Source organism: Luteibacter sp. 1214, from assembly GCF_031455395.1.
Classification (GTDB): Bacteria; Pseudomonadota; Gammaproteobacteria; order Xanthomonadales; family Rhodanobacteraceae; genus Luteibacter; species Luteibacter mycovicinus.
On record NZ_JAVDSQ010000004.1, the window covers coordinates 318,767 to 331,108 of the forward strand.

A 12,342-nucleotide genomic window follows, 5' to 3' on the forward strand; every position below is an offset into this window, starting at 1 on the left:
GATCGTGATTCACAAACGCCGTCGCGAGGACGGCAGCCAGGCGGGGTCGCATCCAGCGTCCCCTGACGTCAGGTCTTGGCGTAACTTACCGCGACGGGCGTGTAAGGTCGATACACAAACGTGAACGAGGCTGAATCAACCGGCCTCGTCACCCGAGGTATGCGCGATCCACGCGCCGACCAGAGCGGACACGTACGGAATCGACTGCGCGGCCAGGATGAACATCCACAGCTCGCTTTCCGTATAGGCCGTGCCGTAATGCATGGCCATGCCGATCACGGCGCAGAGCAGGGCGATGGCCATGAGGCCTTCTTCGCGCACCGGTGCGAAGGCGGCGAAGCTGCTGCCACCCATGCGCCGGCTCTTGGCCGTCACCACGAATGCGGTCTTCTCACGCGTCAGGCCATGCAGGATGCCGCGCGCGATGGCGTGCGACAGGCCCATGCTGGCCACCGATGCCATGATGGTGTCGTACCAGCCGCACGGGACACGTGCCCGGTACAGCACCACACCGAAGATGGCCTTGGCGAAGAAGAAGCCGATCACGGGGATCATGAACAGCTGCATCGGCAGGTTGAAGTACTCCGGCGCGTAGATCATGCCCGCGGTCCAGAGCAGACCCATCATCGTGAAGATGAAATGCAGCGCGTCGGCGAACCAGCTGAACCAGCCGGTGAGGAAGTGGAAACGCTGACCGGCGGAGAGCGGACCCTTGCGAGTCATCCAGTTCCAGCGGCCCTTGAGGATCTGCATGGCGCCGAACGCCCAGCGGTAGCGCTGGCTCTTGTACGCCTTGAAGTCCGCCGGGGTGAGGCCCTTGCCCATCAGCTCGTCGACGTAGACCAGCTCGTAACCCGAATGCATCAGGCGCAGGCCGAGTTCGGCGTCTTCGCAGATGGTCCATTCGGACCAGCCGCCGGTGCCTTCCAGCGCCGAGCGACGGACCATGGTCATGGTGCCGTGCTGGATGATCGCGTTGCGCTCGTTGCGGTGGTGCATGCCGATGCGGAAGAAGCCGTCGAATTCCCAGGCGGTCATGCGGCGGAAACGGTTCTTCTCGAAGTCGCGGTGGGCCTGCGGGCACTGCACCACGGCGACCTTCGAGTCGTGGAAGTAACCCGTGAGGGAGGCGAGCCAGTCTTCACGCACCACGTAATCGGCATCGATGACGGCCACCACATCGGCGCGCTCGTCGGTCGCGGTCAGGCCGAAGTTCAGCGCGCCGGCCTTGTAGCCGGGCCACGGTTCGAGGTGGAAGAAGCGGAACTTCGGGCCCAGCTGCTCGCAGTACGCCTTGACCGGCTCCCACACCGCCGGGTCCTTGGTGTTGTTGTCCAGCACCAGGACTTCGTAGTTCTCGTAGTCCAGCGCGGCCAGCGAGTCCAGGGTCATCTGGACCATCTCCGGCGGCTCGTTGTGGCAGGCCAGGTGGATGGAAACGAAGGGCTGACGCTCGACCGGGTCCTTGGGCAGCATGCCCGCATGACGGATCCAGCTGCGGGCCCAGAGGACCTCGGTGAACTCGAAGCCGTTGATCAGCAGGATGCCGAGGATGGCGATCTGCGCGGGGAACAGCAGGATCAGCATCGCCCAGTCGAACGGGCTGAGGTAGAAATTGAAGGGCAGGGTCGCCGACCAGACGATCAGGCCGCAGGCCAGCTGGATCAGCGCCATGAAGAACAGGCGCCCCATCAGCTTGAAGCGGCTGAAGCGCAGGCCGAACCACAGCATCGGGAAGAACGCGATGACCGACGCGGCGAGCGCCTTCCAGGGCCAGCCCACGTCCTCGGTGACCGGGCCGGTGAAGGGGAACTTCAGCTGGCGGTCGGCGTTGAACATGCCCCAGTAGGCGCCGGTGCGGCCTTCGCCCAGGTTTTCCTTCCACGGCTGATCGATGGCTTCGAGGACGTAGTAGTCGTCGATGCCCTTGCGCTTGGCCACGTTGAAGAATTCCCGGAGGAAGATCGCCTCGTTGGAGACGCTGGGGTACGCGTACTTGTTGCGATCGCCGTTGGACGGCCAGCCGATCTCGCCGATGACGATGTGCTTGCCGGGGAAGGTCTTCTGCAGGGCCTGGTAGCTGCCGTCGGTGTTGTTGCTGCCGTCCTCGTTGCGGGTGCCGATGGAGTCGGCGACGCCGGCACGGGTCTCGATGCCGTTCCAGTAGGGGAAAAGGTGGACCGTGATGAAGTCGACGTGGTTGGCCAGCTCCGGGTTCTGGATCCAGACGTGGAACGGCTCGGCCACGGAAACCGGTTGGTGCACCGCGGCACGGACCCGGTCGAGGTACGCCATGATCTGCTCGGGCTTCATGTCGCCGCGGAACAGCGATTCGTTGCCCACGATGACCCGGGTGATCGTCTTGGGATAGCGGTTGGCCTGGGCGATCAGCGCTTCGATCTCGCGCTCGTTGTTTTCGAGGCGCGTGTCGATGTTGGCACCCGCCATCACGTCCAGACCTTCCTTCGCGGCCAGGCGAACCGTCTGCGGGTTCTCCAGCATCGAGTAGGTGCGGATGCGGGGCGAATACTTCCGGACCAGCCTGAGATCGCTGTCGATCTCCGGATCCGTGGCGAAGTCGCCCTTCATCGGGTTCTGGTAGCGCTGGTAGGCGGTGAACGCGAAGCCCGGGATCGGGCCGTGCCAGTCGGTCGGCCCGTTGGGCAGATTGGCTACCAGCCAGAGGCCGAAGTTAAGGCCCGCGACGAGGATCGCGAGGATCAGCGCGGCGAGAATCGGATGGCTTCGTTCGGTCTTGGTGGCTGAGCTCAAAACAATCCCCGGACCGGTCGGCCCCCAAATGGAGTCAGAAGGTAACCGGGGGAGCTTAACCAACGCGAGGGACCGGCTCAACGCATTGCAGCAAAGCCGGTCAGGCTGGCCTCAGAGAAAAAGCCGAAACCGGGGGCCGCAAGCGGGTAGGAGCGCACCCCGCGCGCGAAAAGCCAACAGGGCGGGGATGCGGGAAATCCATCGCGCGCAAGGCGCGCTCCTACATGGGCTGCCGCTTACTTCAGGAGGGAGCGCAGCATCCAGGCGGTCTTCTCGTGTTCCTTGAGGCGCCCGGTGACCATGTCGGCGGTGCCTTCGTCACCTGCGGCCTCGGCACCCTTGATCGTGTCACGCGAGGTGGCGGCGGCGATCTCGTGACCTTCGACCAGCTGGGCCACCATGTCCTTCCACTCGGGCACGCCCGATTCTTCCTTGATCGAGGTGAGCTTGCCGAACTGGCTGTAGGAGCCCGGGGCGAACACGTCGAGGATGCGGATCCGCTCGGCGACCTCGTCGGCGGCCAGCCACAGGGCGTTGTACTGCACCTCGAACATGGCGTGGAGGCTGTTGAACTGCGGCCCGGTCACGTTCCAATGGAAGTTGTGGGTCTTCAGATACAGCGAATACGTGTCCGCCAGCAGCTTGGACAGGTGCTTCGCGACCGCTTCACGGTCTTTCTTGGCAATACCGATATCGATGGCCATCTTACGACTCTCCTTGGAATGATCTTGCTTTGGATTGAAATCTTAACGTTCGGACCGGACGAGGTGAAATGAAACGTTCCGATGCCGTCCATAGGCGCACGCTATTATTAGCGTCCCCATGAGTACAACCACACCTCCCGCCCGTTCCCCGTCGCCCGACCCGCGCCTGCGCGCGATGCGCGATGCGCTCAATCACGTGGCCAGCCGCGATTTCGGTCGCCTGCTCGGGCGCTGGCGCGGTCTCCAGCGCAAGCCGGATCCATCCCGCGTGGACGCCCTCGCCGCCGATATCGAGGTGTCGCGCGCGCGGCGCGCGGCACGAGCCGCGTCCAAGCCGGCGATCACGGTGGATGCCTCGCTGCCCATCGCGGCGCGCGCGGAAGACATCATCAAGCTGATTCGCGAAAACCAGGTCGTCGTGCTGGCCGGTGAGACCGGCTCGGGCAAGACCACGCAGTTGCCGAAGCTGTGCCTTGCGGCCGGGCGCGGCGAGGCGGGGCTGATCGGTTGCACGCAGCCGCGGCGTCTTGCCGCACGTTCGGTCGCCACGCGCGTGGCCGAGGAGCTGGGCACGCCGCTAGGCGACAAGGTCGGCTTCCAGGTGCGCTTCACCGAGAAGGTGTCCGATCAGGCGCTGGTCAAGTTCATGACCGACGGCATCCTCCTGGCCGAGACCCAGTCGGATCCCTGGCTGTCCGCCTACGACACGATCATCATCGACGAGGCGCACGAGCGCAGCCTCAACATCGACTTTCTGTTGGGCTACCTCCGGCGGCTGGCCGAGCGCCGGCCGGACCTGAAGATCATCGTGACCTCGGCGACGATCGACACCGAGCGCTTCGCCACGCATTTCGGCAATGCGCCGGTGGTCGAGGTCGAGGGGCGTACCTACCCGGTCGAGGTTCGCTACCGGCCGCCCGGTGAGCGCGGCGAAGGCAATGTCGCGCAGCAGATCGCGGACGCGATGGACGACATCACGCGTGAGGATCCGCGTGGTGACGTGCTGGTATTCCTGCCCGGCGAGCGCGAAATTCGCGACACCCATCTGTTGTTGTCGCGCAAGCAGTACCGTGAGACCGAGGTGGTGGCGCTCTACGCGCGACTCTCCGCCAGCGAGCAGGATCGTGTGTTCCGCCCCGGGCCGAAGCGGCGCATCGTGCTGGCGACCAACGTGGCCGAAACCTCGTTGACCGTGCCGCGCATCAGGTATGTCGTGGATCCCGGTACCGCGCGCGTCAAACGCTACAGCCAGCGGGGACAGCTGGAGCGGCTGCATATCGAGCCCATTTCGCAGGCCGCCGCCAACCAGCGCAAGGGCCGCTGCGGACGCGTGGGACCGGGCATCTGCTATCGGCTTTACGAAGAAGCCGACTTCAATCTCCGTCCGGAGTTCACGGACCCGGAACTGCTCCGATCCTCGCTTGCCAACGTGATCCTGCGCATGCTGGCGCTGGATCTGGGCGAGGTGGAGGACTTTCCGTTCCTCGAAGCGCCGGATCCCCGCATCGTGGCCGATGGCTACCGCCGCCTCGCCGAGATCGGTGCGATCGACGACGACCGCCGCCTCACGGCGACCGGGCGTACCGTCGCGCGTCTGCCGATCGATGTGCAGCTGGCGCGCATGCTGGTGGAAGCGCGTCGGCTTGGTTCGCTGGCCGAACTGACCACGATCGTCGCGTTCCTCAGCATCCAGGACCCACGCGAGCGTCCGCCGGAAGCGCGCGGCCAGGCCGATGCGGCTCATGCACAGTTTGCCGATCCGAAATCCGACTTCGTCGGCGTGCTGAATCTGTGGCGCGGCTATCTGTCCGCCGCCGAGGAACTCACCTCGTCGAAGCTGCGCGACTGGTGCTCACGTCACTTCCTGAGCTTCATGCGCATGCGCGAATGGCGCGAGCTGCACCGGCAGCTCGTGCTGGTGACGCGCGACCTCGGCTGGTCGGACCGGGATAAGTCCGAGGACAAGGCAGGCCAGGGCAAGCCGGCTGTGGCAGGAGCCAGCCTTGCTGGCGATAAGCGCCGCCGCAACCGTGCGGGCGCCAACAGGGATGGCTCCCACCAAAGCGGGGAGATCGCCAACAGGGTTGGCTCCCACCAGGGTGAGGGCAACGCGGACGCGCTCTTCGAAGCCGTGCACCGCAGCCTCCTCGCGGGCCTGCCGACCCAGGTCGGCCACAAGGACGAGAAGGGCATCTTCCGCGGGACGCGCGAGCGCCGCTTCCAGGTCTTCCCCGGTTCCGCGCTGGCCAAGTCGCCGCCGGCATGGATCTTCGCCGCGCAGATCCTGGATATCGGGGGGCGGATCTGGGCGATGATGAATGCGCGGGTCGATCCGGCGTGGATCGAAACACAGGCCAGTCACCTCGTCCGCGCCACGGCGCGCGACGCCCACTGGTCGCGCAAGCGCGGTACCGTCGTGGCGTACGAACAGGTCACGCTGTTCGGCCTGGTGCTGGTCGAGCGTCGTCCGGTGACCTTCCACCGGCAGGATCCCAGGCTGGCGCACGAGATCTTTCTGCGCGAGGCGCTGGTGCGTGCGGATATCGACAGTCGCGCCGACTTCGTCCGTGCCAATGCGCGCGTGCTCGAGCAGGCGCATGACATCGAAGCCAAGCAGCGCCGCGCCGGGCTGCTGCGTTCCGACGACGACCTCGTCGCCTTCTTCGACGGTAAGCTGCCTGAGGAGATCGCCGACGTACGCGCGCTCGACGCGTGGTACCGGAAGGCATCGCCGGGTGAACAGGCCGCCTTGCGCTGGACGCTCGCCGATGTGATGGACACGGGCAGCGGGCTCGATCCGAAGGCGTTCCCCGCCTCCCTCGATATCGGTCAGCACCGCTACCGGCTCGAATACCGCTTCGTCCCCGGCGATCACGCCGATGGCGTCACCGTGAATGTGCCGCTGGCTTTCCTCAATGCGTTGCCGACGGCGCGGGGCGAGTGGCTGGTCGCTGGCCTGCTCGCCGACAAGGTGGCCGAGCTGATCCGTGCATTGCCGAAGGCGCTGCGGCGCAACTTCGTGCCCGCGCCGGATTTCGCACGCGCGTTCGCCGAAGCCGAGTCGCCGCGTGACGAATCCCTGCCGCCGGCGCTGGCCCGTTTTCTGAAGAAAACCACGGGTGTCGACGTGGACGCCGCGGCGTTCGCCGATGCGGAGCTTCCGCCGCACCTGCTCATGCGCTACCGCGTGCACGACGAAAACGGTCGCACCGTGGCCGAAGGCCGTGACCTCGCGGCGATTCGTGCCCAGTGGGAAGGCAAGGCGCGCGAAGCGTTCTCGCGCAAAACCGACATCGAACTCACGCGCGAGGACATCGTCACGTGGGACTTCGAATCGATCCCGGCGGAAGTGACGTCCGAAGCCGGCCTGAAGGCCTACCCCGCGCTGGTCGACCTCGGCGAGGCGGTGGCGTTGCGTGTGTTCGAGCGCGCCGACGAGGCCGCCGAAGCACATGCGGGCGGTGTGGAGCGGCTGCTGCGTGAAGCGCTTGGCCCTGAATTCAAGCGCGCGAAACGGCAGTTGCCGATCGCCAATCCGCTGTCGCTCAAATACGCGCCGATGGGCAGTGTCGACGGTCTGCGCGAGGACCTCGTGGAGGGTGGCTTCAGCGACCTGCTCGAAGGTCGCCGGCTCGACATGCGCACCCAGGGTGCCTTCGAAGCCTTGCGCACGGAATTCGCCCAGAAACTGTTTGGCGCCGCGATGGCGCGGCAGAAGCTCGCCGAGCCGATTATCGAGGCACAGGCCGAACTCAAGCCGTGGATGAAGCCGCCACTGATGGGCTTCGCCAGGGCCAGCTACGACGACCTGCGCGAGCAACTCGCGGCCTTGTTGCAGCCAGGGTTTCTGCGGGAACTGCCGACCACCCGGCTCGCGCATATCCCTAGGTACCTGAAAGCCATGCGTCTGCGTGGCGAGCGTCTCCGCCAGGATCCGGCGCGTGACCAGTCGCGTATGCTGCAGGTGCTGCCGTACTGGCGCGCGCTGCTGCAGGGCGGCGGCACCGCGCTGGATGCGACGGACTGGAGCGAGCTACGCTGGTTGCTCGAAGAATGGCGCGTGTCCCTGTTTGCCCAGGAGCTGAAAACGGCCGAGCCGGTTTCAGCCAAACGGCTGGCGAAGGCACTGGAAACCGCGCAGGCGGCGTCACGATGAAAACCCGCGAGGATGAAGCCATGAGCGAGATGCGCTCCCCGGAGGCGAAAGGCAACGCGATGCCGCTGACCGAGCGTGCCCGCGAGGCCTGTGCCGTGCTGCCCGTGGCGGCGCGGGCCGAAGGCGAGACCGTCATCGAGCTGTTGCGCCTGCTCGGCTGCGATGACGAAACCTGCGCATCGGCACTGTGGTTTTCGCTGGTCAACGGGCTGCCCGGCGCGGCCGACGAGGCGGCGAAGACATGGGCGCCCACACTGCGCCGCCTGGTCGAAGGGCAGGGCGAAGCGGAAAAGGTCTGGGCACTGCATGCGCAGCGCGGTCCGGCCAGCGGCGCGGAAGGCCTGCGCCGCCTGTTGCTGGCGATCATCCGCGATCTCCGCGTCGTGTTCGTCCTGCTCGCACGCCAGCTCGCCGCGATGCGCACCGCCATGGCCTTGCCGGATCACGAACGTCGTGAACTGGCCCAGCTCACGTCCGACATCCATGCGCCGCTGGCCAATCGCCTCGGTATCTGGCAGCTGAAATGGGAGCTGGAGGATCTCGCCTTCCGTTACCTGGAGCCGGACACCTACCGCCGTATCGCGCGTCTGCTCGACGAGCGCCGCACCGATCGCGAGACGTTTATCGCCGCGAGTCTGACAACGCTGCGTGAGACGCTCGACGGTGCCGGCGTGCATGCCGATCTCGCCGGTCGTCCGAAGCACATTTTCTCCATCTGGAAAAAGATGAAGAAGAAGGGGCTGGAGTTCTCCGACCTCTACGACATCCGCGCGGTGCGCATCCTCGTCGACAGCGTGGCCGACTGTTACGCGGCGCTGGGTCTCGTGCACAGTCTGTGGCCGCATCTGCCGGGCGAGTTCGACGACTACGTCGCGCGACCCAAGGGCAACGGTTACCGGTCGCTGCACACCGCCGTGCTGGGCCCGCAGGGCAAGACACTCGAAGTGCAGATCCGGACGCACGAGATGCACCGGGCGAATGAGCTCGGCGTGGCCGCCCACTGGCGGTACAAGGAAGGCGGCGGTGCCGATGCGGAATTCGAGGCGAAGATCGCCTGGATGCGCAAGCTGCTCGAACCGCGCGGTGAAGACGAGGCCGAACTCGCCGCGGGCTTCGAAACCGAGCTGATGGAAGACCGCGTGTATGTGCTTTCGCCCAAGGGCGAGGTCATCGACATGCCGCGCGGTGCGACCGTGCTCGATTTCGCGTACCACATCCATACCGAGGTCGGCCATCGTTGCCGTGGCGCGAAGCTCAACGGCCGCATCGTGCCGCTGACCACGCAGCCGCGTAGCGGCGACCGCATCGAGATCCTCACCACCAAAGTGTCGGAGCCGAGCCGTGACTGGCTCTCGGCCCATCACGGTTACCTGCATACGTCGCGCGCGAAGGAAAAGGTGCGCGGCTGGTTCCGGCGCGAGGCGCACGACGCCAACATCGTGACGGGCAAGATCACGCTCGAGAAGGAGCTGCGCCGGCTGGCGCTCGACGACGTCGATCTGGCCAAGCTGGCCACGCACTTCCGCCTGAAGTCGGTCGACGAGCTCTACGTCACCATCGCACTCGGTGAGGTCACGCTGGGGCAGGTGGCGCGTTCACTGCAGGAGCCGGTGGAACCGGAGATCACGCAGTCGGGCAACCCCGTCGCGTCGCGCGCCGCCCAGCACGACCGCGGGGCGCTGTCGATCGAGGGCCTGGGCAATCTGCTTACGACGCTTGCGCGCTGCTGCCAGCCGCTGCCGGGCGACCCGGTGCGTGGCTTCATCACCCGCGGACGTGGCGTATCGGTTCATCGCTCCGATTGCGCCAGCCTGGCACGGCTCGCACGCCGCAGCCCCGAACGCGTCATCGACGTGAGCTGGGGCCGCGTGGAGGTGCAGAGTTACGAGATCGACATCGAGCTGCGCGGTTACGACAGGAAGGGTCTGCAGAAGGATGTCGCCACTACGATCAGCAACACCGGACCGCATATCGTCGCGTCCTCCAGCCGCGTGCATGTGCGGACGGGCGAGGTCGACATGCGCTTTACGCTGCGAGTGAAGGACTATGAGCAGCTCTCGACGCTGCTCGGTCGGTTGAGCGCGCTGTCCAACGTGACGGATGCGCGGAGGGTAGGGGGCAGGTAGGAGCGCGCCGGGCGCGCTCCTGCCTTCAGCCTGCCGCCCCCATCATCATGGACACGCCCCAGTCCTTAATCGGCGCGGCAATCAGCATCCGCGCCAGGATCAGGCCGAGAATCACCACGGTCGGCGAGAAATCCAGCCCGCCGATTGTCATGCGCCCACGCAGCGGCCTCACCAGTGGCTCGGCCAGGCTCGTGACCAGACGCGCCACCGGGTGGTAGCGATCGGTCGATAGCATGCTCATGATCGACCAGGCGAAGACCAGCACCACCCAGGTCAGCAGGAAGATATCCAGCGTCTCGCCCAGGCCGGTGATCGCCAGGCCGAGGACGTTCGGCGCGATGCCCGCCATGGCGGCGATCAGCAGCCACTTGACGCACTCGAGCAGGTACACGATCACGATGCCGCCGGTGTTCACCCGTCGCACGGGCGGCAGCACCTTGCGCAGCGGTCGCAGCACCGGGTTGGTGAACCGGTAGAGGAACTGGCAGATCGGGTTGTGGAAGTCGGCCCGGTACGCTTCGGCGAGGATGCGCAGGATGAAGAGCGTGACGAGTGCGCCGAAAGCGACTTCAAGGAGCAGGCCGCCGGCGTTGGTCAGGTAGTTCACGTGTTCGATTCCATGTCTTCGGATAGTTGAAAGCCGCGTCGGCGCGCCGCGTCGACCGCCCGCGCCACGATGGCAGGGAAATGATCGTCGCGAAAGCTCTCCAGCGCAGCCTGGGTGGTGCCGTTGGGGGAGGTGACGCGTTGCCGCAGTGTGGCGGCGCTCTCACCGGATTCGACCAGCATGCGCCCGGCGCCGAACGCCGTCTGCGCCGCGAGGGCCCGGGCCGTCTCACGGGACAGCCCTTGAGAAAATGCCGCGTTTTCCAGTGCCTCGACCATCAGGAAGAAATACGCCGGGCCCGAGCCGGAGAGGGCGGTGACGATATCCAGCTGGTCCTCGTCAGGCACCCACACGGTCAGGCCGCCCGCGTCCAGCACGTGCTGCGCCTCGGCCCGCTGCGGTGCGCTCACCCGCCCGTTGGCGAACAGCCCGGTGGCGCCGGCGCCGAACATGGCGGGCGTATTGGGCATGCAGCGCACCACGGGCAGGGCGGCATCGAACCAGCGCTCGAGCTGGGCGATGCGGATGCCCGCCGCGATGGAGATGATCACCGGCCGGTATTTCTGTACCGCCGGACGGAGGCCACGGCAGACCTCGGCCATCATCTGCGGCTTGACCGCCAGCACGAGGATCGACGCGCCTTCGGCGGCGTCGAGGTTGTCGGTGTAGGTGGCCACGCCGTATTCGCGGGAGAGCTCCTGCAGTGCCTCGGCGCGGGGCTCGGCCACCGCGATGCCGCCGGGCTGGGCGCCGTGGCGAAGCATGCCGGCGATCAAGGCCGTGGCCATGTTGCCGCCGCCGATAAAGGCGATCCGATTCATGGGGTGGTCCGCTCCGTTCGCGATGGTTTTCACAGTCACCGAAGCATATATGGTGCCGCGCCTTGCCGCCGACCCTCCGGCGTGTTTACCTATGCCCCACATCGAAAGGGGACCCTCATGGATATCGCCGAACTCCTTGCCTTCTCAGTGAAGAACAAGGCCTCCGACCTGCACCTCTCCGCGGGCCTGCCGCCCATGATCCGCGTCGATGGTGACGTGCGGCGTATCAATATCCCCGCGCTGGAGCACAAGCAGGTCCATTCGCTGATCTACGACATCATGTCGGACAAGCAGCGACGCGACTTCGAAGAGTTCCTCGAGACCGACTTCTCGTTCGAGATCCCCGGGCTGGCGCGCTTCCGCGTCAACGCCTTCAACCACAACCGTGGTGCCGGCGCGGTGTTCCGCACCATTCCTTCCGAGGTGCTCACGCTGGAAGACCTCGGCGCGCCGAAGATCTTCCGCGAGCTGATCGAACAGCCGCAGGGCCTGATCCTGGTCACCGGGCCGACCGGTTCGGGCAAGTCCACGACGCTGGCGGCGATGGTCGATCACATCAACAAGAACGAATACGGTCACCTGCTTACCGTCGAGGATCCGATCGAATTCGTGCATACCTCGCAGAAGTGCCTGGTCAACCAGCGTGAAGTGCACCGCGACACCCATGGCTTCAACGAGGCCCTGCGTTCGGCACTGCGTGAGGATCCCGACTACATCCTGGTCGGCGAGCTTCGCGATCTGGAGACCATCCGCCTGGCGTTGACCGCCGCGGAAACCGGCCATCTGGTGTTCGGTACGCTGCATACCTCGTCGGCCGCCAAGACCATCGACCGCATCATCGACGTGTTCCCGGCAGGCGAAAAGCCGATGGTCCGCTCGATGCTGTCCGAGTCGTTGCGCGCGGTCATTTCGCAGTCCCTGCTGAAGAAGGTGGGTGGCGGTCGTCTGGCGGCCCATGAGATCATGGTCGGCATCCCGGCCATCCGTAACCTGATCCGCGAGGACAAGGTCGCCCAGATGTACTCGGCGATCCAGACCGGTCAGCAGTACGGCATGCAGACCCTCGACCAGAACCTGCTCGATCTGGTCAAGCGCGGCCAGATCACCCGCCAGGAAGGCATGATGTACGCAAAGAACAAGGAATCGTTCCGCTAAG

Annotated in this window: 7 protein-coding genes; 3 read left to right on the plus strand and 4 right to left on the minus strand. The window is 65.9% G+C overall.

What is annotated here, in order from left to right; all coding sequences use genetic code 11:
• Positions 1-135: 135 nt before the first annotated feature.
• Positions 136-2,778 (minus strand): glycosyltransferase, encoded by a 2,643-nt coding sequence (locus J2X57_RS12365; RefSeq protein ID WP_239709174.1) that lies wholly within the window; start codon positions 2,776-2,778, stop codon positions 136-138.
• Positions 2,779-3,008: 230 nt separating this feature from the next.
• Positions 3,009-3,476 carry a Dps family protein gene (locus J2X57_RS12370; protein WP_036111267.1) on the minus strand — a complete coding sequence of 156 codons (468 nt, stop codon included), beginning with the start codon at positions 3,474-3,476 and terminating at the stop codon, positions 3,009-3,011.
• Between the two features lie 118 nt (positions 3,477-3,594).
• Between J2X57_RS12370 and hrpA the strand changes: the two genes are divergently transcribed.
• Together hrpA and J2X57_RS12380 are read left to right on the plus strand one after the other, a co-directional pair.
• A complete protein-coding gene (gene hrpA, locus J2X57_RS12375; RefSeq protein WP_309867462.1) occupies positions 3,595-7,632 on the plus strand; it encodes an ATP-dependent RNA helicase HrpA in 4,038 nt (1,345 codons plus the stop codon).
• Positions 7,633-7,652: 20 nt separating this feature from the next.
• Positions 7,653-9,758, plus strand: a complete 2,106-nt coding sequence (locus J2X57_RS12380; protein WP_051944196.1) for a bifunctional (p)ppGpp synthetase/guanosine-3',5'-bis(diphosphate) 3'-pyrophosphohydrolase — start codon at positions 7,653-7,655, stop codon at positions 9,756-9,758.
• A gap of 25 nt (positions 9,759-9,783) precedes the next feature.
• Here J2X57_RS12380 and J2X57_RS12385 read toward each other — a convergent pair whose 3' ends face one another.
• Positions 9,784-10,365 (minus strand): YggT family protein, encoded by a 582-nt coding sequence (locus J2X57_RS12385; protein ID WP_043695281.1) that lies wholly within the window; start codon positions 10,363-10,365, stop codon positions 9,784-9,786.
• The gene (gene proC, locus J2X57_RS12390; protein ID WP_043695279.1) at positions 10,362-11,186 is read right to left on the minus strand and encodes a pyrroline-5-carboxylate reductase; all 825 of its coding nucleotides are present in this window, start codon (positions 11,184-11,186) and stop codon (positions 10,362-10,364) included. Before proC ends, J2X57_RS12385 begins: the two co-directional genes overlap by 4 nt.
• A 117-nt stretch (positions 11,187-11,303) precedes the next feature.
• Here proC and J2X57_RS12395 point away from each other — a divergent pair, with 117 nt between their 5' ends.
• On the plus strand, positions 11,304-12,341 hold the full coding sequence (locus tag J2X57_RS12395) for a type IV pilus twitching motility protein PilT (RefSeq protein WP_036111278.1): 1,038 nt from the start codon (positions 11,304-11,306) through the stop codon (positions 12,339-12,341).
• The last annotated feature ends 1 nt before the right edge of the window (position 12,342 follow it).

Excerpts from the sequence above, each read along its gene's own strand:
- J2X57_RS12370 (WP_036111267.1), bottom strand. The coding sequence starts at position 3,476 with ATGGCCATCGATATCGGTATTGCCAAGAAAGACCGTGAAGCGGTCGCG.
- J2X57_RS12395 (WP_036111278.1), top strand. The coding sequence starts at position 11,304 with ATGGATATCGCCGAACTCCTTGCCTTCTCAGTGAAGAACAAGGCCTCC.
- J2X57_RS12380 (WP_051944196.1), top strand. The coding sequence starts at position 7,653 with ATGAGCGAGATGCGCTCCCCGGAGGCGAAAGGCAACGCGATGCCGCTG.
- proC (WP_043695279.1), bottom strand. The coding sequence starts at position 11,186 with ATGAATCGGATCGCCTTTATCGGCGGCGGCAACATGGCCACGGCCTTG.
- hrpA (WP_309867462.1), top strand. The coding sequence starts at position 3,595 with ATGAGTACAACCACACCTCCCGCCCGTTCCCCGTCGCCCGACCCGCGC.